Source organism: Paenibacillus sp. GYB003, from assembly GCF_036577625.1.
Taxonomy (GTDB): domain Bacteria; phylum Bacillota; class Bacilli; order Paenibacillales; family NBRC-103111; genus Paenibacillus_AB.
Genome location: NZ_JARBDC010000033.1, coordinates 39,671 through 61,897, shown reverse-complemented (window position 1 = coordinate 61,897; position 22,227 = coordinate 39,671). Strand labels below are relative to the sequence as shown.

Here is a 22,227-nt window from a genome sequence, read left to right as displayed (position 1 = left end):
CGATTTCCGGAATTCCGGCTCGCTCATCCAAGCTTCGATTTCCAGTATAACCGATCCGTGTGTTTTTTGTATGTCCGCGGACGGAAGCCGTGCTTGAACGATCGATGAACACATGAAGTACACAGCGGCCTGTTATACTGACGGGAACGAGTACCCGCAGACGACCCGCGCCCCGAAAGGATGTATCGCATGAACGTTTTCATCGGCCTGCTGCAAAACAAAGACGTGAAACGATTCGGCATTCTCGCCTTGTTTTGCCTTATTCTGTACTTGCTCCGCAGCATGCTGAACATGATGCTGCTGACGTTTCTGTTTACGTTTCTGATGGACCGGATCCATTTTTACGTATGCCGTTTCGTCCGCCGCCTCGTTCCGGTCAATCCGAAGCTGGTGCTGGCGCTGTTGTACGTCCTGCTCGCTTCGCTGCTCGTAGCCGGCGGCTTCAAGCTGTTTCCCGCTCTCATCAATCAGGCGGGACAGCTGATCGACCTGGTGAAGCGCGCCGGCACGCTGCCGCAAGACAACGAATTGTCGGGGTACCTCGTCTCGTTTCTGGATACGATCGACGTGCAGGGAATGGTGAAGCACGGGCTCGATTTCGCGATGAAAATAAGCAATTGGGGCTTTCATCTGTTCCTTGCCCTGCTGCTCAGCCTGTTTTTGCTGCTCGGCAAGGAGAACGTGATCCGGTTTACGCGCCAATTCCGGACGAGCAAGCTCGGCTGGCTGTTCAACGAGATCGAGTTTTTCGGCCGCAAGTTTATCCATACGTTCGGGAAAGTGATCGAAACCCAGCTGCTGATCGCATTCATCAACTGCGTCTTGACGACGCTCGCGCTGTGGATCATGGGCTTTCCCAACTTGTTCGCGCTAGCGCTGCTCATTTTCGTTTTGGGACTCGTGCCGGTCGCCGGCGTCTTTTTGTCGCTCATCCCGTTATGCGCGATCGCCTACAGCATCGGCGGTTTGCTCTATATCGTCTACCTGCTCGTCACGGTCACGCTCATTCACGCGCTCGAGGCGTACGTGCTCAATCCGCGGCTGATGGCGTCGAAAACGCATTTGCCGATGTTTTTCACGTTCGTCGTCCTGCTGTTTTCCGAACACTTTTTCGGCGTATGGGGGCTGATCGTCGGCATTCCGACGTTCGTCTTTTTGCTCGATATTTTGGAGGTTCAAACGATCGGCAAGCCGGCCGACCGGCTGCCGGAAACGCCTGTCCGCAAATAGTGCGGCCGGGAAAACGGACCGGAAGCCCGCTCTTCCCGCCGCCACGCTTCCGCTTTCGCGGAACGGCAGCTTGTTGCATTTGCCGAAACGGAGTGAATCGATGTGCACGTTGTACAGGATCTGATCGGTCAATACGGCTATATCGCGCTTTATGTACTGCTGGCGTTGGGCATTGTCGGCATCCCGGTACCGGACGAGCTGCTGCTGACGTTTATCGGCTATTTGGCGTCGATCGGCATGTTTTATTATCCGGCCGCCGTTGCGGTGAGCCTGATGGGTGCGATGACGGGAATGGTCGTCAGCTACTGGGTCGGCCGTTCGGTCGGCAAGCCGGCGCTGCGGAAATACGGGAAATGGATCAAGCTGACGCCGAAACGGCTCGGAACGGCCGAGCGATGGTTCGACCGGTACGGGCCGTGGACGGTCAGCTTCGGCTACTTCATCCCGGGCATCCGGCATTTGACGTGCTATTTGTCCGGCGTCAGCGGCATGAGCCAGCGCAAATATTTGCTGTTCGCCGGCGTCGGGGCGCTCGTTTGGTGTCTGTTCTTCATTACGCTGGGCTATTTCGTCGGTTATCATTTCGATTTTGCGTGAACGCATTTCCAAAGACAAAAAAGCCACTCTCACGAGTGACTCCACAGCCATGCGATAAGGGCCCATACCGGGGCGACCAATAGTATCGCGAACAGCAATCCGCGAACGGCCGAGCCGCCGTTTCGCTCCATGTCGCATCACCTCCAAATATCCGCCTCGCCAAAAACGGACGATTTCGGATCGGGTCGGTGATAGCAGTATATGTACGGAAGCGAATGATGATGATGGACAATCGAAAAAATCGGCGAACCCGCGTTCGCCGGCCGGCTGAGCTACTCCCAGCCGAGAAACGATCCGTTTACCATCCCGTATAGTAGCCGAAGCGAGCGTCCGGTACTGTCGGCATGCTTGTTCTCGGATATTCGAATAGCGAGCGTATGGCTTCCCGGCGGCAGTCCGTCCGCCAGCACGACCGCCTTCGGGCGATAAAATTGCGTGCAGTATCGATCGAACAGCTCCACGGTCCGGTACGGCCCTTCGTCGACCGCGACTTCGATCGAACCGGTATCCATGCCGGCCAGAAAGGCGATTCCCGCCGCGGTCCCGTCGAATCGGAGGACAAGCGGGGCGCCCGGCTCGTCTCCGAGCACGATGTCGGCCGGAGGCTTCCAGTTGCACACCCGGTCCGCCGACCACCCGGGAAGCTCGCGCCAACCCGGAGCGTGCACGGAGCCGTTCGGTATCGCCAATTCCCCCCGTTCGTAGCAGAACGGATCCAGCGGCGGCGGGAGATCCGCAGCCTCGGTCCCACCGTTGTCGTCGCCCGTCTTCGTCAGCACGCGGCTTAAAAACGCTTCCAAATAATCGGCGTAAAGCCGGTGCCCGCGATCGTTCGGATGAACGGAGTCCCGGCTGAAATCGCTCCACCGCATGTCTCCGGCCCCGATGATCCGGGCGACGGCGCGGGCGAGACAAACGGACGGCAGTCCGTAACGTTCCGCGACCATCTCGTGGTGAACGATATTGGCGGGAACTCCGCCTTCCGCAAACCGGGCGACTCCGGTCTCGTTTGCGGTATACAGCAAACAAAGCTCCGTTGTCGGGCCGGTCCGCATTGTCCTCCGGACGATGCCTTCCATCGCGCGTACGGACGCCTCCTTGTCGCCGGCGTCGTTAACGGCGAACTCGACGAACAGCAGATCGACGCTCGCTTTGTCGAGCGCGTGAGCCTTCAGCCGAAAAGCGCCGTACGTCGAGTCCGTCCCGCCGATCGCCGCGTTGACGAAAGCGAACTCCGAACGAGGATACGTTCGGCGCAAATAGTCGGCCAGCAGTGCGCGATAGCCGGTTTTACCCGGATCGGAAGCGCCCGCCCCCACCGTTACGGAACCTCCGATAAACGCGACCGTCACCGGCTCTCCGCGCTCCAGTTTTCTTGCCGTATGGGGCAGACCGCCCCGCACGATATAATCGGTCCATGTAAGGTCGCTTCGCAAAGCCTCATCCCCCGCTTTTGTCCGTTCTAGCTTTATCATACTGCCGTCCGGACCGGTTGGGTATCTTTTTTTCGCTTCATTAAGAAGATATGGGGCCGGACGATTCCGGAACGAAGAAAGCCCAAATCCGGAGTAGGCAAGTATCCCTCCTGCCCGATCCGACATATGCTGTCGTATCCAAAGGAGGAATAACGATGACCTATTACCCTTACTCGGCTTACCCGCATCCGGTTTACCCGGGCACCGTTTATCCCGGGTCGTATCCGTACGGGCACTGGCACCATCATCATCACGGCGGCTGGCACGGCTATCCATACGGTTGGCACGGCGGGCAAAGCGGCTGGTACGGCGGCCAAAGCGGCTGGCACTACGGCCAGGGCGGCTGGCACGGCGGCCAGGGCGGCTGGCATGGCGGCCAGGGCGGCTGGCATGGCGGCCAGGGCGGCTGGCATGGCGGCCAAAGCGGCTGGCACGGCGGCCAGGGCGGCTGGCACGACGGCCAAAGCGGCTGGCATGGCGGCCAAAGCGGCTGGCATGGCGGCCAAGGGATGCAGCCGGGCGTTCAGCGCGAACCGGTTATCGATACGACGGGGACCGTCGTGGAGTAAAACCGGTCTTGCCCTTCATTTTTCGACCGTTTTTTTATAAAATCGAGAAAGAATGAAGCGCAGGAGGTTGCCATGCTGAGACTGCTGTACGAATACATCTATGTGAACATGTGGCTGCTGCTGTTCTTGGCTTTTATGTGGGCGAACGACGGGTACATTTCGTTTTTCGAGAGCTGCGTGCTGATCGTCGTGGCGATAACCGGCATCGCGATCGTTTCCAAAAAACAGCAGCGGACTCCGGAGAACCGTCGGTACCGCAAGTTGAATTGACCGGCTTTCGCGCGAATCGATCGGAAAGGAAAAGCCCCGGGTTTCCGGGGCTTTTTCGCGTACTTATTTCTAGGCGCGAAGCAGGTAAACGAGCAGGCCGTAGGCCGCCTCCAGCTCCTTGTTCGTCATGCCGAGCGCGGACGCCTGCTCCTCGTAGGTCGCGTTCGGCAGCTCCGAAATGACTCGCGCCAGCTCCAGCGCCGTCCCGAACGGCGTCACGTCCAAATCGGTCCGGATCAGCTTGTAGCCGTTAAAGCCCGTTTTGCGGACGAGGCCGAAGTCGATCAGCCGGTCGATGCGCGCCTTCGCCTCGGCGCGGCCGATTTTCAGCGCGGCGGATAATTGCTTCGCCGACAAGACGGTGATGCCTTCGGCGTTTTGCTTCTTTTGCAGCAGCTCGATCGTTTCCCGGGCTTGCTCCATCGCTTCGTTCAGTCGATTCGTTATGTTCGGCGTCGCTATCATATATGTCCGATCTGCTCCAACGCATCGTTATTCCATTATCATATACGATGGGGCGGCCTGGAGGCAACCGATCCGTCGATGACGATTTCGATGCCGGCGACGTCGGGAAAATCGACCCAGCAATATTCGTCCGCGTTCTCGATTTTGATCCGTTTCCGCTCTTTGTCCAGCTTCGTAATCCGGCCTTGAATCGTCTGCGCCTCCAGATCGCCGCGTACGGTAACGATCGCCTCTTTCTCCGTAAACATCGCGACGGCGAGCGATCGGATGTTTTCTTCGTACTGTCGGCAGCCCGCCACATCGGCCGCATGTCCGTTTACGTTCATAATCGAACACCCTCCCAAACAAGAACATCTGTTCTTATTATACGTACAAAGACGAACATACGTCAACCGGTTCGAATGGAAAGTCCCGCATTCGGGTACGCTAAGCCAAACGATCCGGAATCGCGAAAGGGGAGCCGATCCACCATGACCGAACGCGGCCAGTATACGTTCGCCGACTTGAACGAAAAACCGGCGCTTGTCGAGCAAATCGTCAGCCTCGAACACAGGCTGCGCGACGAGACGGGTCAGCCCGTCACGCTCATTGCTTACTCGCCCGTCGAATCGATCGCCGACAAAGCCCCGTGCCGAGCCGATCTCGACGATTAAACGAAAACAACGCCGGACCGGCGGACTGATTGTCCGCTGGCTGGCGTTTGCTTTTGCTGTCGAAAGTTACGGCTCCGAGCGCCTTCGCTCGGATTGATTTGCGCCGGCTGTTAGTATGACCGCGAGCCGTCCGGCGAAAAAAGAAAGCCGACGTGCAACATTTTCCTTTTATCGTCCGTTTATAAGGTGGAACGATCGATCGTAGTCCAATTTATAAGAAACGGGTGATTGGAATGAAAAAACGTTTGACGGCAGCGCTCGCGGCGCTGCTCGTAATGGCGACGATCGGAAGCTCCGCCTTCGCGTTCGACGATACGGCTGGCGATCCGAACGAGGCGCAAATCGTCGCCTTGCAAAAAGCCGGCATCGTCAGCGGTCTGTCGGCAAACTTGTTCGCTCCGAAAGGAAAAATGACGACGGCGCAAGGCGTGGCGATGCTCGTGAAGGCGTTCGACCTGAACATCGCGCACATGCAGTTTATTAAAGAGCCGAAGGCGAGCGATTATTTCACGAACATTCCGGACGACGCCTGGTACGCGCAATCGTTTCTGTACGCGTATTTGAACGGCGTTCCGCTTCCGAAGGACGTCGACCCGTCTCAGCGGATGACGAAGGAGCAGTTCGCCCATTACTTGTTCCACGCGATGACGGCGAAAGGCGACTACGCCTTCATTGAAATGTTCGTCATGATCAAGGATGAGAAAGACATTACGAAAGAATATATGAACAGCATCCAAAAGCTGATTCTCGGCAAAATGACCGAGCTGGACGACGGCTACTTCCATCCGAAAAACGAAATTACGCGGAGCGAAGCGGCTCGCATGCTGCACGCGGCCGTCGAATTCGCGAAACACCACGAGCCGGTTCCGAAGCAGCCGGTCGAGCAGCCGAACATCGCGCTTACGGTTACGAAAGTGAACGACGACGTCAACAAAGTGACGCTCAGCTGGGGCGAGCGGCCGAATCCGGGCTACGGCATTTCGGTGACGAACATCGAATTCAGGGACGACGGCATGGCGGTCATCTCGTACGCGCTGCGCGAGCCGGAACCCGGCAAGTTTTACCCGCAGGTCATTTCCGAGGCGAAGGTCGATACGTATATCGCGTCTTCCTACAAACCGGTGCTGAACAATCCGAACTGAATATGAAAGGACTTTCGGTCTCGAATCCGAAAGTCCTTTTTTTGTCCGCCCGGTTACGAACCGAGCACTTTTTGCCCCCGGGGCTCGCGCCCGTCGGCGTCCGGCTCCAGCGTAATCCCGATTTCTTCGAATTCGGCTTTGTTTCGCGGCAAATCGTAGATGAGGACGCCGCTTCCTTGCGGATCGACCAAAAACGTGCCGGCGTTTTGCCTTTGGCCGTTGCGGATCAGCCATACCTGGTACGCTTCTCCCTGAGCCGTTTTCGCCAGACCGCTTACGTTCAGCACGAGCTTTTTCTTTTTGCCCTGGCATACGATCCAGCCGGTTCCGCGGGCGTCGGCCAACGATTTGTCGTAAGAGCGGAGCGCGTACGATTGCTCCACGTAAAGCGGCTGGGCGGCGGCGGACGCAAAAAACGCCTCGTCGCTGCGCGACAAATAAAACCACAGGCAGACGGCCAGCATGACGGCGGCCGCCGTTGCGCCGAACGTATACGTTTTTCGCGCGCGCGGAACGGTTGCCCGCGGCGGGACGGCGGCCGGTTCGGCATTCCCCCGGCCGGAGTCGGCGCTTTCGGTTCCGAACAGGGAGGTCATCAATTCTTCTTTCATTCGGGCGGGAGGCTCGACCAGATCGATCGTCTCCGGTATGAGGCTCCACGCCTCGGTCAATTCCTTCCATTGCTCGGCGCAAGCGGGACATTCGGGCAAATGGCTCTCAAACGCCTTGCGCTGCCCGGCCGCGGCGTCGCCGACCAAACATTCCAGCAAATAGTCGCAAGGAGTGCCGTTTTTCGTTTCCATCGTTACGTCCCCTCCTCTTGCTCGGCCATATGCTTGCGCAATATTTTGAGCGATTGATGGAGCCGGCTTTTGATCGTGCCGACCGGCTCGTTGTTCATTCGCGCAACTTCCACGAGCGTATAGCCTTCCCAATAGACCCGTTCGATCAGCTTGATTTGATGGGCGGACAGCTTTCGGTAGCCGTCGCGAATTTGCTCGCGCACCCATCTCCGGCTCGCTTTCGCTTCCGGCGTATTGCGGCTGTCGTCCGGGATGGCGCCCCACTGATCCGGCTCGAAGGCGACGGCGACTTCGTGCCTGCGCTGCTTGCGAACATAGTCGATCGCGATATTGCGCGTAACCGTAATGAGCCAGTTGACGAAAAGTCCTTTGTCCGGATCGTATCCGCTTTGCGTCGTCCACAAGCGGGTGAACACCAGCTGCACGATTTCTTTGGCGGCTTGCTCGTTTTGCACGGATTTGAGCGCATACGAATAAACCAGCTTGACGTATCGGTCATACAGGCGCTCGAACGCCTCGCGATTGCGGCCGCGTATCCGTCGCATCAGTTCCCCATCGGTTGCTTCATCCATATTACCGGCACTCCTCCGCCGCGTATGACGACCTTCCCTACGTACACCTATCGATATACCCATAATCCTATATCCGGAACGTTTTGGCAAGAATGCAGCCGCGCATTTTCGCGCGGAGCGCCGGATTTTTTGCGTGCGTTTGCGCACCCTAAAGACGTTAAAATAAGAAAAACGCCCGAGCCCGGGGTTCGTCCCCGCAGCGCCAAGCGTTTTCGTTAGTCCCGTATTCGCAACTTATACTGCCGAGGACCGGACTCGAACCGGTACGGGGTTGCCCCCGCAGGATTTTAAGTCCTGTGCGTCTGCCATTCCGCCACCCCGGCATGTACTCGCAGGCTCGTATATAAAGCCAACGAACTACATATTACCACGGTACTCGAGTGCAAGTCAATATGAAAGCCATACGATTTTTTCATAGGTTTTGCCAATACGGGAAAGCGGCCGAACGCATTTCTATTTGTCCAATTTCGCCCCGTGCAGCAGCTGGCGTCGCACCCATTCGTTCCGCACCAGCGCGTCTCCGTCGGCCAGGAGAGTTTCGTACAACTGTCGCCGGAGCGACGCCACGAGGGCTGCGTGCTGCGGATCGCGGATCCGGTTGTCGAGCTCGGCCGGGTCGCGCCGCAGATCGTAAAGCTCGTCGACATCGGTCGTATTCCAAACGTATTTCCATGCCGAAGTTCGGATCATTCGCTGCGTATACAGCCCAAACTGCTGCCCGTTGTACGAGGCGACTACCGCGTGCCGCCAATCCGGGACTTCCCCGTCCCCGGTCCATATCGGCGCCAGCGAACGGCCGTGCAGTCGGACCGAATCGGGAGCCGGAACGCCGAGCAGCTCCAGCAGCGTCGGTGCCAGATCGAGAAAATTGTAAACGAACCGGTTACACGTCGATCCGGCTCGGACGCGTCCCGGCCAACGAACGATAAACGGCACGTGTACGACATCGTCGTACAAAATGTAATGCTTATCCATCATCCGGTGGGAGCCGCACATGTCGCCGTGATCGGCCGTGAAAACGACTAACGTGTCGTTAGCGGCGCCGATTTCCTCCAGCTTGCGCAGCACGAGCCCGATCGCCTCGTCGAGCTGGCTGACGATGCCGTAATAGCGGGCGACGACCGGCGCCCAATCTTTCCATTCGTAGTGCTCGACGCCCCAGTTGTACAGCTGCTGTCTCTGTATATACGGCTTCCCGGCAAACGTTTCGCGAAATCCGCTCCATTCGGGAATATCGGCCGGATCGTACATATCGGCGAATCGGCCCGACGGCCGGCACGGCAAGTGCGGCTCCGGAAAATGAAGCGCCATATGCCAGCGCTTGCCGGAGCGATGCAGCTTCTCCATCGTCTCGGAGGCCCGCTCCGCCAGCCAATGCGTGCGCGAATGCTCGACCGGAATCGGATTCGGCTCGCCGAAATATCCGTTCGTGTACGTCGCATCCGGGTACAGCCGTTTCGCGAACCGGCCGTACTCGTCCTCGGCGACGGCTTCGTCATAGCCGAATGCGGTCGGGCCGCAGGTCGGATGGACGCCCCATTTCCCCAAAAACGCGGACGCATACCCGCAGTCTCGCAGCGTTCGCGTCCAGCTGTAATCGCTCGGCTGGAGCGTTGCCACCGGCAAAGCGCCGCTGTAATTCCACAGCGCCCCGAACGTTTCGGCTCTCCGGCCGGCCAACAACGACTGTCTCGCCGGACCGCAAACCGGAATGTGCGAAAAAGCGTTCGCGAAAACGGCTCCTTCGGACGCGAGCCGATCCAAATTCGGCGTCCGGACGGGATACCGCCCGCTCGAGCCGACGCAGTCGTACCGCAGCTGGTCGGCCGTAATCAGCAATAGGTTCGGCGCGGATGTTGCGTTCATCTCTTTTCCTCCCGACATGACATTCTTGCACTTGGAACAGCATCGGACATACATGCGTCAGGCAGCAGGACTAGATCAACATAGCGACTCTATGATATAATCGCTCAAGAGATTTGAGCTTGAACGAATCGAAATGCTGCAAATGCCAGCAGGTGCCCGCCGTCCATCCAGGACGGCCGGGTTAAAAGGGAAGCCGGTGCGAATCCGGCGCGGTCCCGCCACTGTGAATCGGGGAGCCCCTCCATATGCCACTGTTCCGTACGGAACGGGAAGGCGAGGAGCTCGTCACGACCCGAGAGCCAGGAAACCTGCCTGCTGCGCTCCAGCCACGTAGGTCCTTCGCGGAAAAGGATCGGCTAAATCGGGAACTTGGACCGTTTATCGGCATCGCTTTCTGCCGTCCGGCTCGGGCTCCGCCGTGCGTTTCGCGCGCGACGAACGCCCTGCCGCCGGCTGCGACCGCCGGCTCATTCCTTGATTTGCTGCCTCCGTCCTGACAAGGATGGAGGCTTTTTCGTCGTGCGGAGAGGACGAATTTCATCGCTTCAAGCTTTCAGCTCCAATCCGAATCCGAAGGGGAAGAATGACCGACATGAACAAATTGGCTCAACTCACGCTCGTACTACTGCTCAGCCTATCGCTCGCCGCTTGCGGGGGAGCCGGGGGCGACCGAAACGCCGCCGCGGGAGGAACGCCCGCCGGGTCCGACAAACAGACGGAAACCGGCGCAGCCGCCCAATCGACGAAATATCCGCTGACGGTAAAAGATACGACCGGCACCGAAATGACGATTGCGAAGGCGCCGCAGCGCATCGTTTCGACGTCGACCGCCGAGACGGAAATTTTGTTCGCGCTCGGGCTCGGCGATCGCGTCGTGGCCGTCTCCGACTTCGACAATTACCCGGAGGAGGCGAAAAGCAAGCCGAAGGTCGGCGGCGTATCCGCGCCGAACGTCGAAGCGATTTTGGCGGCGAACGCCGACTTGGTGATCACCGGCATTTCGATCAAGGACGACGCGCTTGGCAAGCTCCGCTCCTTGAACCTGCCTCTGTACAAGTTCGAGCCGAAATCGGTCGACGATATTTTGAACACCGTCAAGACGATCGGGCTGCTGACGGACAAGCAGAAGGAAGCCGAAGCGCTCGCCGAAACGATGAAAAAAGAAATCGACCGGGTGAAAGCGGCGGTCGGCGGCCTGAAGCCGGAGCAAAAGAAAAAGGTGTATATCGAATTTTCCCCCGGCTGGACCGTCGGCAAAGGCGAATTCATGGACGAGCTCATTACGCTGGCCGGCGGCGTCAACATCGCTTCCGATACGAAAGGGTTCAACAAAATCAACGAAGAAAAAATGATCCAGGACAATCCGGCCGTCATTTTCTATACGACGGGGGCGAAAGACAAAGCGGGCCAAACGCTCGACCAAATCATTAAACAACGGAACGGCTGGGACAAAATCGAGGCGATCGCCGCGAACCGTCTCATCGCCGTCGACCAAGATACGCTGTCGCGTCCGGGGCCGCGCATTACGCAAGGGCTGCTCAGCATAGCCAAAGGCATTTACCCCGATCTGTTCAAAAATTGACCGGGAAGGAGCGGCATCGCGATGAGAATCGTCTCCCTTTGCCCGAGCAATACGGAGCTGCTCGGCTTCATGGGCTTCGCCCCGAGCCTCGTCGGGGTCGACAATTATTCCGATTGGCCGGCGTCCGTCGCCGGATTGCCGAGGCTCGGCTCGGATATGAAAATCGACATGGACGCCGTCGAGGCGCTTCGTCCTGACCTGGTCGTCGCTTCGCTGACCGTTCCCGGCATGGAAGCGAACATCGCGGGGCTCAACGAGCGCGGCGTTCCGTACATCACGCTCAGCCCGAAAAAGCTCGCCGACATCGCCGCCAATATGACGATCGTGGGCGAGGCGCTCGGCGCGGAATCCGCCGCCGAGCGGGCGCGAAGCCGGTTCGAGGCGATGCTGGAACGTTACGCCGCGCTAAGCCTCGAATGCGCGAGCAAGCCTTCGCTGTACTGGGAATGGTGGCCGAAGCCGGTATTTACGCCGGGCGGCGGCAACTGGCTGACCGAAATCAGCGCGCTTGCCGGAGCCGCGAACGCATTTGCGGACGACGATCGGGCCAGCGTCAAAACCGACTGGGACGAAGTGGTCCGCCGCGATCCCGACTACATGTTGCTCGCTTGGGTCGGCGTACGGGAACGGCTCGTCAAGCCGGAAACGGTGGCGAAGCGGGACGGCGCGGACAAGCTGCGGGCGCTGGCCGGCGGACGCGTGCACGTCATGGAGGAGTCGCTCTATTGCAGACCGTCGCCGCTTCTCGTCGCCGGCTTGCACAAGCTGGGACGTCTTCTTCACCCGGACGTCTACCCCGCCTACGACGAAGACGAAATGAGCCGCTGGCTAAGCGGCAGCTAAGCAGCCAGGCAGCCAGGCACCAGCCAGGCAGCCGGAAGACGAAGGCGATCCGGCGGATCGCCTTCGTTTCGTGCCGGCACGTCCGCGGTCGGGCGGGTCCGCTCGCTCGAACGCGACCCGGGTTCTTCTACGCGCGGGGCTCCCTGCGTTCGAGACTTTGGCGGTACCGGCTCGGCGAACAGCCGACCTGGCGGACGAACAGCCTGTTGAAGAAGGACGGGTCGTCGTAGCCGACGAGCGCCGCGACGGTAATCACCTTCTCGTCCGATTCGGACAAAAGCCGCTTCGCCCGCGCGATGCGAATGTCGTGCAGCACGTCGATCATGCTCCGGCCGAACTCCTGCTTGACCAGGCGGTTCAGCTGGCGGATGCCGACGTTGAACAGCCCGGCGAGCGACTCGAGCGTAATTTTTTTGTCGTAATTTCGTTCCAAATAGCCGTAAATGCGCCTTGCCGTAATCTCCCGCTCCATCCGCCGCGGCGACGATGCCGTGCCGCCGCCCTGCATCAACGCGTAATAGCGCGACAGCAGCACGAGCAGCTCGATCAGCTGCAGCCGAATGATCGTCATATGGCCCGGAGCGCGGCTGCCGATTTCGCGAATCATGCTGTCCAGCAGGCCGAGGACGTGCACCGCGTCCTGGCCGTGCAGCGTCAAATGACGATTGAAGCGGACGTCCGGCTGCATAAACGGATGGACGTAAAAATAGTCCATGGACGCCGAAATTTGCAGTTCTTTCAAAAGCGCGTCGGGAATGAAGGACGGCATGAACAGACAGTTGACGATTTCCATCCGCTCTCCGTCCCTCACCGAGTAGGCGTGCATTTCGCCCGGATTGATGATGTACACGTCTCCGGAGCCGACCTCGTACTCCGTCCCTTCGAAGATGTGCACGCCCGCGCCGTGCACGACGTAGACGAGCTCGACGAACTCGTGTCCGTGCTCGTCGAGCTCGCCTTGTATTTGTCTCGTAATCCAAAACGGAAATTCGTCCTTCATCAGTCCGCTGCTTCGAATCACTCGCTGCATCCGCATCGCTCCCCGCCTGCGCGAATCGGCACCGGGTCGCTCCGGCGTCGGGCGGCCCGGCCTCCCGGCTTGTTCCGGGCAAATCAATGCTTGCCGACCAGCTTGTCGAACCGCTCGCGGCGGGGATCCAGGCGCCATTCGTCCCAGGTCGTTCCCGCCGACGCCAATATTTGCTCGATCCGCCTCCGAAACGGCAGCCCGGCCTCCTCCAGCTGGCGCGTCATCGGATCCCGACGTCCCGCCAGCTTGGCCGCTACCCACTCGTCCAGCAGCCGCTCGAACCGGTTCGCCAGCTCCGGCTGCCGGGCGGCCAGGTTGACCGTCTCGTGCGGATCGGCCAGCAAATCGTACAGCTCCCTCTCCGGCCGGATGAACGGGCCCGAATCGTACGTGCGAATGAATTTGTAGCGGTCCGTCCGTATTCCGCGGGCCGCCTGCCAAGCGCATTCGCTCAAGTAGACAAGCTCGTGCGTTCCGCCGGCTTTTCCTTCGATCGCCGGCCATAAGCTTTTGCCGTCGATACCTTCCGGATCCGGAAGCCTTGCGGCGTCGATCCCCGGCGGACGTTCCCGGCGGACCGCTTCGAGCAGCGTAGGCAGCAAGTCGACCTGCTGCACGAAGCCCGGAACGCGCCGCCCTTCCGGGATGCGGCCGGGCCAGCGCATCAGGATCGGCACGTGAACGGTCGGCTCGTACAAGCCGCAATGGTCCCAGTAAATGTCGTGCTCGGTCAAGCTTTCCCCGTGATCCCCGAACAGAACGAGCAGCGTGTCGTCCGCGATGCCCAGCGATTCCAGATGGCGGTCGAGCTCCTTCAGCCGGTCGTCCAAATAGCGGATTTCCGCGTCGTACAGCGCGTCGTAATAGTCGCTGTCGGTCACTTCGCCGATCAAGTCGTAATGGTGGTGCTTGAAAAACGGGTAGGCCAAATGATTGTACGCCCGCTCCATGCTGCCGTTCGCCGGATCGAACGGATCGCGCCCGGCCTCGTAAAACGGCGGAACGAGCTCCGGCGGCGGCAAATACGGCGTGTGGGCGTCCCAATAATGAAGAAACAAAAAAAACGAGTCGTCCTTATGCTGCTCGAGCCACGGAAAGGCGAGCGCGTTTACCGTTTTCCCGTCGATCCAGCGGTTGCCGCCGACGCTGTTTATATAGTAGCGGTACCCTCTGGCGAACCATTCCTTCAGCTGGTACAGGTTGTCGACCGCGCCCGTGACGAAGCCGGCCGTCCGCAGCATCGTCGGCAGCCACGGGACCGATTTCGGCAAATGCGTCAGCTCGGAGCCGTGCGAGACGACGCCGGTCGTCAAGCCGACTTTGCCGGTAAATATTCCGGTATGCGCCACCTCGGTCGGAATGTCCGCCGCATAGGCGCGTTCGAACAGCACCCCCTGCCCGGCGATCGTATCGAGGTGCGGGCTTGTCGGCTTTCCGTACCCGTAGCCGCTTAACCGGGAGGCGCGGAGCGTATCGAGCGAAACGAGTATGATTTTCATCCGGTTCCCTCCACTAGGCGCGGGCGGCGCCGGCCCGAATGCCGATATGGGCCAGGACGGTCTCTGCGTTTTCGTCCAACGTGCCGGTTAACGTGCCGATCGTAACGTCGGGACGATGCGGAATTTCGTAAGGATCGGATATGCCCGTAAAATGCCGCACCTCGCCGCGGCGCGCTTTGGCGTAGAGCCCTTTGACGTCGCGGCGCTCGCATTCCTCGAGCGGACATTCCACGTATATTTCCACATATCCGGGCAGCGTCCTTCTCGCATATTCCCTCATTTCCCGGTACGGCGTTATGGCCGATACGAGCACGTCGACGCCGTGCTTCGACAGCAGCCCGGCCACGTAAACGATCCGCTTCACATTCTCAAGCCGATCTTCGCGGGTAAAGCCGAGTCCTTTGCATATCGTGCCGCGCAGCTCGTCGCCGTCGAGCAGCTCGACGCGGCGTCCGCTTTCGAGCAGCCGCGCTTTCACGCGTTCGGCCGTCGTCGTTTTGCCCGCGCCCGACAAGCCGGTAAACCATAATACGTGTCCGAAGTCGTTCATGTTGCCGATCCTCCGTTGCTTATGCATTCAGCCGCCCCCGGCACGTCCACGGGGACGCCGCCAAGCTCGTGCGAGCGGATGGCGGCTTCGATCGTCTCCTGCGCCGCCAGCGCCTCGGCGCCGGAACCGTCGATGCGGTCCGGGGGGTCGCCGGCTTTGATCTGTTCCACGAACCGGTCGATCCGCCGCCGGAACGTATCGTCAAACCCTTGCATGCCGCCGAATATCGGGTTGCGGTATACGATCAAGTCGTCCGATTGATGCGGGTAAAACGTCATCTGCTCGTACACGTTGTCGATGACGAGCCGGCCTTCGCTGCCGGCAACCTCGCAAAATTCGATCGGATGGCGCATCGACATGTCGTAGCTCCCCGTCAAATGCCCGACCGCCCCGCTAGCGAACTGGACGTTGACCGATACGGTCGACCATACGTTCCGTCCGGGCGCCTTCGTCATAAACGACTGCACCCGTTTGATATCGCCGCCGAAGTAGCGCATGACGTCGATCGAATGGGGGTGCAACGCCCGCATATGGAGCCATTCGGCATCGTCCTGCGGATTGCGGATCGTCAGCCGCATGTTGAGAAACAGCGGCGTTCCGAGCCTGCCCTCGTCGACGAGACGTTTGGCGCGATACGCGGCCGGCGCGAAGCGGTGGTTCAAATTGCAGGCGAAGCGGACGCCCTTCTCCCGGGCGAAGGCGACCATTTGCCGCGCCTCGTCGATCCGGTTCGAGATCGGCTTCTCCACGAGCACGTCTTTGCCCGCCGCGATCGCCGTCATGACGGGAGCGAAATGGTGGCTGCCCTTCTCCACTCCCGCCGTGGCGACGACGACCGCGTCGATCGCTTCGCCGGCGAGCATTTCCGCCATGTCCGTGTAGGCCGGCACGCCGTGCCGGGACGCGGCCGCCTGCGCCCGCTCCGGCAGCAGGTCGCAGACGGCGGCAAGCTCGGTGTCGGGGTGGCGGCGGTACGCCTCGCAATGAATGTTGCCGATATGGTTGACGCCGATTACGGCGACTCGAATCATCGTCGTTCTTCCTTTCCGAAGGCCGTCGTCGCCGCGGCTTCCAGCTATTTTTTCTCCTGCAGCGTGCGGGCGTTCACGATCGAGCCGATGTACAGCGAATCGTAAGCCTCCTGCGACGAGGCGAACGGCTTGCCTTTGCCGTGCCAGTTCACGTTCGTATAAATCGGGTTCGGCCGGTTCGTCTCCGCTTCGCGCTTGGCGATATGGTCCAGCATCCGCTTCTCGAGCAGCGCGACGACCTCCGGCTCCTTCTCCGCCAGGTTGACGTTTTCGTCCGGATCGCGGATCAGGTTGTACAGCTCGACCTCCGGCTTGAAGTGGAAATCCGGCTCGAGCGCGCGAATCAGCTTCCATTCCGGCGTCCGCCAGCCGTGCTTGCGCATCCATGTGCACTCGGTAATGTAAAACTCGCTGACGGGCTCAATCGTCTCGCCGTCGATCCAGCGGGCGAGGTTGCGGCCGTCGAACGCGATGTCCGTTTCGATCCCGAGCAGGTCGAGGACGGTCGGCATAATGTCCTGTATGAGCGATACGCCGGCGAACCGTTTGCCGGCCGGCAGCACGCCCGGGTATTTCAAAATAAGCGGAACGACGAGCGTGCAGTCGTACAGGCCGTGATGGTCGAAATAGCAGTCGTGCTCGTACAGCGTCTCGCCGTGATCGGACGTAATGACGATGAGCGTCTCTTCGGTCAGTCCGAGCGCGTCGAGCTTCGCGAAAATCGCCTGGATGCACGCATCCATATAAGCGACGGCCCCGTCGTATTGCGCGCAGACGTAGTCGGAATCGGTCACGCCTTCCGGAATCCACGATTTCAGAAAATCGGCGAACGGCTTGAAATTGTACACCGGCTCCATCGAACGGTTGGCCGGGTCTTTCTCGTTGCCGCCGTAAAACGTCCGCTCGTAAGGCTGCGGCGGCAAATACGGCGAGTGCGGGTCCATATGGCGCAAAAACAGGAAAAACGGTTTGTCGTCGCCGGCGAGCCGCTCCAGCTCCGGAATCGCCACGCGATTCAAGTTGTGCGCCTTCGGCGCCCGTCCGGTTTCGTCGGGATGCCACGATTCATAGTTCAAATACGTTTGGAAGCCGCGCGACGACGGGTTTCCGGTAAAGCCGACGCACGTCGTATTGTAGCCGTTGTCGCCGAGCACCTCGGCGAGCGTCCGCACATGCCCGCCGAGCGGCCCCTGGTGCCGCAGCGCCACGACGTCGGTGCCGAACACGTCCATGCCGGTCAGCATCGCCGCGTAGGCGGGCGTCGTCGGAATGCTCGGGCTGAAATGCTGCTCGAACAAAACGCCTTCGGACGCGATTTTGTCCAAATGCGGCGTCGTCAAGCGGGAATAGCCGTATGCGCTCATATGATCGCGGCGCAAGCTGTCGATGCCGAATACGATGACGTTCGGTTTTTTCGCTGCCATGTACAGTTCCTCCTTCGATTGGCGCAATTCCGTTCCGTTCAGCGGGCGCCGAGCCGCTTCAGGCACCCGTTCAAATAGCCGTACGATTCCGCGGCCACGATCGACACCTGGGCGAGCGTATGGTCGGGAGTCGCCCCGATCACTTCCAGCACGACCGGACCGTCGTAGCCGCCGTCGACCATCGCCTTGCAGTAGCCGAACAAGTCGATGTCGCCGCGCCCGCACGCCTGCAGCTCGATCGGCCCGGGCCCTTTCTCGCGGCCTTTGCAGTCGCGAATATGAATATGCTTCACGCGGCTCAGCACGGCCGGGAGCGCTTCCTCGGCGTTTTCGCCGGCGCGGTGGATGTGGCTCGGGTCCATGTCGATGCCGAACGCCGGGGAGCTGATTTCGCTCATCGCCCTGAGCGTCGTCGGCGTATTGTAAATCGCATTGCCGACATGCGCCTTCACGCACAGCGTAACGCCGTAGGACGCCGCCCGTTCGGACATCCGCGCCAGCTTCTCGATCGACGCCCGAACGTCCTCCTCGACGCCGAGCTTGCCGCCCGGTCCGACGTTGACGACCGGGATGCCGATTTCGGCCGCCGCTTCGAAGGCGGGCAGCAGCCTGTCCTCGCTCAGAGAAGCGACCTCCGTCGACAAAAACTCGAGACCGTTTTCGGCGACGATCGCTTGCAGCTCCTCTTTCTGCTCTTTCCACCGGCTCAGGTCGAGATGCTCGCACATCCCCTGGATGGCCGCGATTTCCACGCCGTCGTAGCCGCACAGCGCGATTTGCTTTGCCGCCTCGGCAAAGCCGAAATGTTTGAACAAAACCGAGTTAACGCCGAGCTTGATCATATCGGATTCCTCCGTCCGCCGGAATTCCGGCTTATTTCATGAAATGCGGGTCGCCGGTCAGCGGCGGCAGCGCGTGCGGGCGGACGAGCTCGCCGCCGCGCTCGTACGATTCGATGACGGCGAACGTATATTCCAGTACGGCCAGCGCGTCCCGGCCGTTCGCGCGCAGCTGGTCGCGCGGCACTCCGTTCGAGACGTCCTCGAGAAACGCGTGCAGCCGGTTGTTGAACGTCCGGTTGAAATCGGTCGTGCCGAAGTCGGTCACTTCCGGCGCCGGCTGCGAGCTGATCGCCGGAATGCCTTTCTCCGCCTTCCAGTACGACACTTTTTCGACGCAGTTTTCGATGCAGAACGTGCCTCGCGTTCCGGCCACCTCCACGCTCCACCAGCCGCCGAGACCGTACGCCGCGTCGCCCCGCTGGCTGAGCAAATAGCCGACGCCGCCGTTCGCGAACTTGACGTGTATGCTGTTGATCGACACCATGACGTCGCCGGCGCTGCGCCGGAAGCCCGGACGGTCGGAGAACGTCTGAATATGCGTAATGTCGCCGCAGAAATGTCTCATGACGCTGAACGGATGCGTCAAAAACGCCTTCATGTGAAAATACGGGTGGCCGTTCACTTTCGGCGATTTGGCAAGCGCGTAATTGAGCTCGCCGCCGTTGAAGCCCATCTTGGCGAGACAGTACACGAGCTCTCCGATGTCGCCGTTGTCGATATACTGCTTGGCCCGCTCGGCCGGCTTCGTAAAATAATGGTTCAAGTTGCAGCCGAGGTAGACGTTCTGTTTTTCCGCGAAGGCGACGAGCTCCCGCGCCTGCCGCACGTCGTGGCAAATCGGCTTTTCGACGAGGACGTGCTTGCCGTAGCCGACCGCCTCCATCGCCGGCTCGAAATGCCAGCTGCCGTTATCGATGCCGCCCGTCGTCACGTCGACGATTTGCAGGTCGGGCTCGTTTTCGATCATGTCCTTCAAGCTGTAGTACGCTTTGATGCCGTATTTCTCCGCAACCGCATCCGCTCTTTCCTTGACGACGTCGCATACCGCGATCAAGTCCGCAAGCTCGTCTTCCTGGTAGCAGGCGGCATGGTTTTTGCCGATGCCGTTTAACCCTACGATGCCGATTTTGAGCGCCATCTTTCCCGTCTCCGGTTCATTCGCCCGCGCGAATGCCGGAAACTTCACCCGCCTTTCTCGTTCGATTGGATTGAAACCGTTTCCACTGCTCCGGCTGCGCTTACATGGCGAAAATCATCGGGTCGTCCAGCGTCACCCGGCGCCCCTGCCGCGCGGAGGCGTAGCAGGCCAGCACCATGCGCAGCGACGTTCGTCCCTCCTCCGCCGTCGCGATCGGACCGCGCTCCCCGCGGACGAACTCCGCGAGCGGCTTCGCCAGCGCGCGGATGCGATGCCCGTGGTTCGGCGGACTTTCGACGTCGCTCGCCGTCCAGACGCCCGCCGCGGCGTCGTACCGTTTGAGCCCGGCTCCGGCGCCCGGCGGACGCGGGACGTTGCAGCTCGGCGCATCGCCGTAATTTTGCACGACCGTGCCGCGCTCGCCGACGATTTCCGTCGTGTTTTCGGCGGCATGGCAGGTGAACGAGCAGCTCACCTCCGCGATCGGCCCGCCCGGATAACGGAAAATCGCGATGCCGTTGTCCATCGGAATGCGCGGGTTGTACAGCGTCTCGATTTCCGCGGTGACGCTTTCCGGCATGCCGAGCCAGAAGTGGAGCAGGTCGATCGGGTGCGAGGCGTCGTCCGCCCATATGTCCCGATTCCATTCCGGCTGCACGTGCCACGAATCGGCGAAGCTCGCTTGGAGCCCCATCGCCAGACCGTGTCTGCGTCTGACCGAGAACAGCCGCCCCAGCTCGCCGCTTTCGATCCAACGCTTCATCTGCACGTTTTGCGGGTCGACCCGCATTTGCCAGGCGAGCGTAAAGCGGATGCCGCCGCCGTTGACGGCTTCGACGATCCGGTCCGCTTCGCGCATCGTCAGCGCCAGCGGTTTTTGCAGGATAACCGTTTTCCCCGCTTTCGCCGCCTGCTCGACGAGCTCCGCATGAAGCGAAGTTTCCGACGCGACGACGACGGCGCGAATGTCTTCCCGGGCGAGCAGCTCCGGGACGGTTTCGAACGGCTGCAATCCGTATGCGGCGGCCGCCTTGCCCAGCCGTTCCGCGTCGCGGTCCCAGCCGGCCGCCACCCGGACGCCGTGTTCGCCGTTTTTCCATTCGTCGCAATACGTATGGACGTGGCCGTGGGCGAATCCGAGAATGCCGATGTGGATCGGCTCGCTCCCGCTCATTTGCATGTCTCCCTCCGCCGGTTGTTCGTTTTTCGCTGGATGTCGATGTCGTCCGGTTACTTCAATCATAATCATCCGGCCCTGTCGATTTCATGGTTGATCTGGACATTTCTATTACCGATATGGACCATTTCGCAAAAAATCGCAAAAAAAAGAACGCCCTGCATCGTTCGGCCGCTCGAAGGCGATCGACGAAGCAAGACGTTCGTTACGTGTTATGTATGATTTCCGTTCGACGCTGCGAGAACTGAATGTGGTGGGCCCTGAGGGACTCGAACCCCCGACCAATCGGTTATGAGCCGACCGCTCTAACCAACTGAGCTAAGGGCCCTTACTCTCGCAAAAAAACGAATTGCGGGGGCAGGATTTGAACCTGCGGCCTTCGGGTTATGAGCCCGACGAGCTACCGGGCTGCTCCACCCCGCGTCAGTATGAAATCGTTCAGTTGATTCAAACAGCGACAAAAATAAATATACACTACAGGCCGATGACGTGTCAACCCTATTTTTTAGGAAAACTCGCGTTACAATTGATAGCGGACGCCGAACCGGCCTTTTTTGGAACGGTATACTTCGACCGTTTGCGGGCATTCGTACCCGTAAATCCACCAGTCTTCCTCCATCCGCTTGGCCAGGCAGCCCGCTTGAAATTTGCTTTCGTACAGTTTGACCCAATACACCCATTTCATTTCGAACGATCGTTCCTTTCGCGCAAGTTGTTCTACTGTATAGCATATCCCAACTCTCCGATTTTTTTTCGGACGCTCGCCCAAAAAAGAGAAAAATCCCCGAAAACGGGATCGTTTCGGGGATTGGATATCGGCCTTTCTGGTCAGCCCGCGTTTTCTTCCATCGCCGTCGCGGCGATTTCGGCTTGCTCTCTCCGCTCTTCTTCGTCGCGCAACCGGTGGGCGATCCGGCTCGATGCGGAGGCGGCGATGCTCGCCACGAGATCGTCCAAAAACGTATGGACGCCTTTGCCTGTCTTCGTATCGAGCCGTTTGATAATGCCGGTTTTATGTTTGTCCAAATGGCCGAACGTCGTGACGGCGATGCTGCCGTACCCGAACACGGAGCCCAGCGCGAGCGTCTCGTCGCAGCCGAACAGCCCTTCGTCGGACGCGACGATCGACTGCAGCGGCTCGGACAGCAGCTTCTTCTCGGCAAGCTGGTCGAGCTCGATGCCGACCAGGATGGCATGCTGCAGCTCGCGCTTTTCCAGCACGGCCCGCACGCTTTCCAAGCATTGATCCAGTCTCAGTCCCGCGTTATAGGGAGATTGCATCTCGTATACGATGCTCGCGATATCTTCCAGCTGCACGCCGCGTTCGGCCAGCTTGCGCAGGGCGGCTTCTTTCACGTCTTTGCTATGAACACGGATTGGCATGGAAATCTCCCCCCGGATGTCAGATGTAATCCATTATAGCACGGATTCGGATCGGCCGCGCGGCTAATAAACGGAAAAAACAAAGC

Annotated in this window: 24 protein-coding genes, 3 tRNA genes and 1 riboswitch; of the genes, 8 read left to right on the top strand and 19 right to left on the bottom strand. The window is 60.0% G+C overall.

What is annotated here, in order from left to right; translation table 11 throughout:
• The first annotated feature begins 189 nt into the window (after positions 1 to 189).
• Together PV407_RS11920 and PV407_RS11915 are read left to right on the top strand one after the other, a co-directional pair.
• Complete coding sequence (locus PV407_RS11920) at positions 190 to 1,230, top strand: AI-2E family transporter (protein ID WP_332090144.1); 1,041 nt, start codon at positions 190 to 192, stop codon at positions 1,228 to 1,230.
• A gap of 102 nt (positions 1,231 to 1,332) precedes the next feature.
• A complete protein-coding gene (locus PV407_RS11915; protein WP_332090143.1) occupies positions 1,333 to 1,827 on the top strand; it encodes a DedA family protein in 495 nt (164 codons plus the stop codon).
• Positions 1,828 to 2,099: 272 nt separating this feature from the next.
• On the opposite strand, the gene PV407_RS11910 is transcribed toward PV407_RS11915, so the two are convergent.
• The gene (locus PV407_RS11910) at positions 2,100 to 3,263 is read right to left on the bottom strand and encodes a GDSL-type esterase/lipase family protein (protein WP_332090142.1); all 1,164 of its coding nucleotides are present in this window, start codon (positions 3,261 to 3,263) and stop codon (positions 2,100 to 2,102) included.
• Positions 3,264 to 3,457: 194 nt separating this feature from the next.
• On the opposite strand from PV407_RS11910, the gene PV407_RS11905 reads away from it, so the two are divergent.
• Positions 3,458 to 3,871, top strand: coding sequence for a hypothetical protein (locus PV407_RS11905; RefSeq protein ID WP_332090141.1), 414 nt, complete (start codon positions 3,458 to 3,460; stop codon positions 3,869 to 3,871).
• A gap of 72 nt (positions 3,872 to 3,943) precedes the next feature.
• Positions 3,944 to 4,141: a hypothetical protein gene (locus tag PV407_RS11900; protein WP_332090140.1), complete on the top strand. Its 198-nt coding sequence runs from the start codon at positions 3,944 to 3,946 to the stop codon at positions 4,139 to 4,141.
• Positions 4,142 to 4,210: 69 nt separating this feature from the next.
• Here PV407_RS11900 and PV407_RS11895 read toward each other — a convergent pair whose 3' ends face one another.
• Together PV407_RS11895 and PV407_RS11890 are read right to left on the bottom strand one after the other, a co-directional pair.
• Positions 4,211 to 4,606: a hypothetical protein gene (locus tag PV407_RS11895; protein ID WP_332090139.1), complete on the bottom strand. Its 396-nt coding sequence runs from the start codon at positions 4,604 to 4,606 to the stop codon at positions 4,211 to 4,213.
• A 38-nt stretch (positions 4,607 to 4,644) separates the two neighbouring features.
• Positions 4,645 to 4,932, bottom strand: a complete 288-nt coding sequence (locus PV407_RS11890) for a hypothetical protein (protein ID WP_332090138.1) — start codon at positions 4,930 to 4,932, stop codon at positions 4,645 to 4,647.
• A gap of 144 nt (positions 4,933 to 5,076) precedes the next feature.
• On the opposite strand from PV407_RS11890, the gene PV407_RS11885 reads away from it, so the two are divergent.
• The gene (locus tag PV407_RS11885) at positions 5,077 to 5,259 is read left to right on the top strand and encodes a hypothetical protein (protein WP_332090137.1); all 183 of its coding nucleotides are present in this window, start codon (positions 5,077 to 5,079) and stop codon (positions 5,257 to 5,259) included.
• A gap of 233 nt (positions 5,260 to 5,492) precedes the next feature.
• Positions 5,493 to 6,401: a protease complex subunit PrcB family protein gene (locus PV407_RS11880; RefSeq protein WP_332090136.1), complete on the top strand. Its 909-nt coding sequence runs from the start codon at positions 5,493 to 5,495 to the stop codon at positions 6,399 to 6,401.
• Between the two features lie 53 nt (positions 6,402 to 6,454).
• Here the strand turns inward: PV407_RS11880 and PV407_RS11875 are convergent, their stop codons facing one another.
• The 4 genes from PV407_RS11875 to PV407_RS11860 form a co-directional block, all read right to left on the bottom strand.
• Positions 6,455 to 7,204: an anti-sigma factor gene (locus PV407_RS11875; RefSeq protein ID WP_332090135.1), complete on the bottom strand. Its 750-nt coding sequence runs from the start codon at positions 7,202 to 7,204 to the stop codon at positions 6,455 to 6,457.
• 2 nt (positions 7,205 to 7,206) lie between these two features.
• Positions 7,207 to 7,776, bottom strand: a complete 570-nt coding sequence (locus PV407_RS11870) for an RNA polymerase sigma factor (protein ID WP_332090134.1) — start codon at positions 7,774 to 7,776, stop codon at positions 7,207 to 7,209.
• A 240-nt stretch (positions 7,777 to 8,016) separates the two neighbouring features.
• Positions 8,017 to 8,099 (bottom strand) — tRNA-Leu (locus tag PV407_RS11865).
• 130 nt (positions 8,100 to 8,229) lie between these two features.
• Positions 8,230 to 9,642: a sulfatase-like hydrolase/transferase gene (locus PV407_RS11860; protein WP_332090133.1), complete on the bottom strand. Its 1,413-nt coding sequence runs from the start codon at positions 9,640 to 9,642 to the stop codon at positions 8,230 to 8,232.
• Between the two features lie 133 nt (positions 9,643 to 9,775).
• A riboswitch (cobalamin riboswitch) is annotated at positions 9,776 to 9,972 on the top strand.
• A gap of 262 nt (positions 9,973 to 10,234) precedes the next feature.
• On the opposite strand from PV407_RS11860, the gene PV407_RS11855 reads away from it, so the two are divergent.
• Together PV407_RS11855 and PV407_RS11850 are read left to right on the top strand one after the other, a co-directional pair.
• Entirely contained in the window at positions 10,235 to 11,224 is a 990-nt protein-coding gene (locus PV407_RS11855) for an ABC transporter substrate-binding protein (protein WP_332090132.1), read from the top strand.
• 21 nt (positions 11,225 to 11,245) lie between these two features.
• Complete coding sequence (locus PV407_RS11850; protein WP_332090131.1) at positions 11,246 to 12,067, top strand: helical backbone metal receptor; 822 nt, start codon at positions 11,246 to 11,248, stop codon at positions 12,065 to 12,067.
• Positions 12,068 to 12,194: 127 nt separating this feature from the next.
• Here PV407_RS11850 and PV407_RS11845 read toward each other — a convergent pair whose 3' ends face one another.
• The 12 genes from PV407_RS11845 to PV407_RS11790 all read right to left on the bottom strand — a co-directional run bounded on the left by PV407_RS11845 (position 12,195) and on the right by PV407_RS11790 (position 22,141).
• Complete coding sequence (locus PV407_RS11845; RefSeq protein WP_332090130.1) at positions 12,195 to 13,097, bottom strand: AraC family transcriptional regulator; 903 nt, start codon at positions 13,095 to 13,097, stop codon at positions 12,195 to 12,197.
• 83 nt (positions 13,098 to 13,180) lie between these two features.
• A complete protein-coding gene (locus tag PV407_RS11840; protein ID WP_332090129.1) occupies positions 13,181 to 14,596 on the bottom strand; it encodes a sulfatase family protein in 1,416 nt (471 codons plus the stop codon).
• Positions 14,597 to 14,609: 13 nt separating this feature from the next.
• On the bottom strand, positions 14,610 to 15,146 hold the full coding sequence (gene cysC / locus PV407_RS11835; RefSeq protein ID WP_332090128.1) for an adenylyl-sulfate kinase: 537 nt from the start codon (positions 15,144 to 15,146) through the stop codon (positions 14,610 to 14,612).
• Positions 15,143 to 16,177 carry a Gfo/Idh/MocA family protein gene (locus PV407_RS11830; RefSeq protein ID WP_332090127.1) on the bottom strand — a complete coding sequence of 345 codons (1,035 nt, stop codon included), beginning with the start codon at positions 16,175 to 16,177 and terminating at the stop codon, positions 15,143 to 15,145. The genes cysC and PV407_RS11830 overlap by 4 nt, the downstream gene beginning before the upstream one ends.
• A gap of 44 nt (positions 16,178 to 16,221) precedes the next feature.
• Complete coding sequence (locus tag PV407_RS11825) at positions 16,222 to 17,601, bottom strand: sulfatase family protein (RefSeq protein WP_332090126.1); 1,380 nt, start codon at positions 17,599 to 17,601, stop codon at positions 16,222 to 16,224.
• A 38-nt stretch (positions 17,602 to 17,639) separates the two neighbouring features.
• A complete protein-coding gene (locus PV407_RS11820; RefSeq protein WP_332090125.1) occupies positions 17,640 to 18,443 on the bottom strand; it encodes a sugar phosphate isomerase/epimerase family protein in 804 nt (267 codons plus the stop codon).
• Between the two features lie 31 nt (positions 18,444 to 18,474).
• Entirely contained in the window at positions 18,475 to 19,581 is a 1,107-nt protein-coding gene (locus PV407_RS11815; protein ID WP_332090124.1) for a Gfo/Idh/MocA family protein, read from the bottom strand.
• 100 nt (positions 19,582 to 19,681) lie between these two features.
• Complete coding sequence (locus tag PV407_RS11810; RefSeq protein WP_332090123.1) at positions 19,682 to 20,755, bottom strand: Gfo/Idh/MocA family protein; 1,074 nt, start codon at positions 20,753 to 20,755, stop codon at positions 19,682 to 19,684.
• Between the two features lie 254 nt (positions 20,756 to 21,009).
• Positions 21,010 to 21,086: transfer RNA gene (locus PV407_RS11805), tRNA-Ile, on the bottom strand.
• A gap of 21 nt (positions 21,087 to 21,107) precedes the next feature.
• Positions 21,108 to 21,181: transfer RNA gene (locus PV407_RS11800), tRNA-Met, on the bottom strand.
• Positions 21,182 to 21,278: 97 nt separating this feature from the next.
• On the bottom strand, positions 21,279 to 21,443 hold the full coding sequence (locus PV407_RS11795) for a hypothetical protein (RefSeq protein ID WP_332090122.1): 165 nt from the start codon (positions 21,441 to 21,443) through the stop codon (positions 21,279 to 21,281).
• 143 nt (positions 21,444 to 21,586) lie between these two features.
• The gene (locus PV407_RS11790) at positions 21,587 to 22,141 is read right to left on the bottom strand and encodes a phosphatidylglycerophosphatase A family protein (protein WP_332090121.1); all 555 of its coding nucleotides are present in this window, start codon (positions 22,139 to 22,141) and stop codon (positions 21,587 to 21,589) included.
• Between the last annotated feature and the right edge of the window lie 86 nt (positions 22,142 to 22,227).

Excerpts from the sequence above, each read along its gene's own strand:
- PV407_RS11850 (WP_332090131.1), top strand. The coding sequence starts at position 11,246 with ATGAGAATCGTCTCCCTTTGCCCGAGCAATACGGAGCTGCTCGGCTTC.
- PV407_RS11855 (WP_332090132.1), top strand. The coding sequence starts at position 10,235 with ATGAACAAATTGGCTCAACTCACGCTCGTACTACTGCTCAGCCTATCG.
- cysC (WP_332090128.1), bottom strand. The coding sequence starts at position 15,146 with ATGAACGACTTCGGACACGTATTATGGTTTACCGGCTTGTCGGGCGCG.
- PV407_RS11895 (WP_332090139.1), bottom strand. The coding sequence starts at position 4,606 with ATGATAGCGACGCCGAACATAACGAATCGACTGAACGAAGCGATGGAG.
- PV407_RS11870 (WP_332090134.1), bottom strand. The coding sequence starts at position 7,776 with ATGGATGAAGCAACCGATGGGGAACTGATGCGACGGATACGCGGCCGC.
- PV407_RS11840 (WP_332090129.1), bottom strand. The coding sequence starts at position 14,596 with ATGAAAATCATACTCGTTTCGCTCGATACGCTCCGCGCCTCCCGGTTA.
- PV407_RS11830 (WP_332090127.1), bottom strand. The coding sequence starts at position 16,177 with ATGATTCGAGTCGCCGTAATCGGCGTCAACCATATCGGCAACATTCAT.
- PV407_RS11820 (WP_332090125.1), bottom strand. The coding sequence starts at position 18,443 with ATGATCAAGCTCGGCGTTAACTCGGTTTTGTTCAAACATTTCGGCTTT.
- PV407_RS11845 (WP_332090130.1), bottom strand. The coding sequence starts at position 13,097 with ATGCAGCGAGTGATTCGAAGCAGCGGACTGATGAAGGACGAATTTCCG.
- PV407_RS11880 (WP_332090136.1), top strand. The coding sequence starts at position 5,493 with ATGAAAAAACGTTTGACGGCAGCGCTCGCGGCGCTGCTCGTAATGGCG.
- PV407_RS11860 (WP_332090133.1), bottom strand. The coding sequence starts at position 9,642 with ATGAACGCAACATCCGCGCCGAACCTATTGCTGATTACGGCCGACCAG.
- PV407_RS11900 (WP_332090140.1), top strand. The coding sequence starts at position 3,944 with ATGCTGAGACTGCTGTACGAATACATCTATGTGAACATGTGGCTGCTG.
- PV407_RS11815 (WP_332090124.1), bottom strand. The coding sequence starts at position 19,581 with ATGGCGCTCAAAATCGGCATCGTAGGGTTAAACGGCATCGGCAAAAAC.
- PV407_RS11825 (WP_332090126.1), bottom strand. The coding sequence starts at position 17,601 with ATGGCAGCGAAAAAACCGAACGTCATCGTATTCGGCATCGACAGCTTG.
- PV407_RS11885 (WP_332090137.1), top strand. The coding sequence starts at position 5,077 with ATGACCGAACGCGGCCAGTATACGTTCGCCGACTTGAACGAAAAACCG.
- PV407_RS11810 (WP_332090123.1), bottom strand. The coding sequence starts at position 20,755 with ATGAGCGGGAGCGAGCCGATCCACATCGGCATTCTCGGATTCGCCCAC.
- PV407_RS11790 (WP_332090121.1), bottom strand. The coding sequence starts at position 22,141 with ATGCCAATCCGTGTTCATAGCAAAGACGTGAAAGAAGCCGCCCTGCGC.
- PV407_RS11905 (WP_332090141.1), top strand. The coding sequence starts at position 3,458 with ATGACCTATTACCCTTACTCGGCTTACCCGCATCCGGTTTACCCGGGC.
- PV407_RS11920 (WP_332090144.1), top strand. The coding sequence starts at position 190 with ATGAACGTTTTCATCGGCCTGCTGCAAAACAAAGACGTGAAACGATTC.
- PV407_RS11795 (WP_332090122.1), bottom strand. The coding sequence starts at position 21,443 with ATGAAATGGGTGTATTGGGTCAAACTGTACGAAAGCAAATTTCAAGCG.
- PV407_RS11890 (WP_332090138.1), bottom strand. The coding sequence starts at position 4,932 with ATGAACGTAAACGGACATGCGGCCGATGTGGCGGGCTGCCGACAGTAC.
- PV407_RS11875 (WP_332090135.1), bottom strand. The coding sequence starts at position 7,204 with ATGGAAACGAAAAACGGCACTCCTTGCGACTATTTGCTGGAATGTTTG.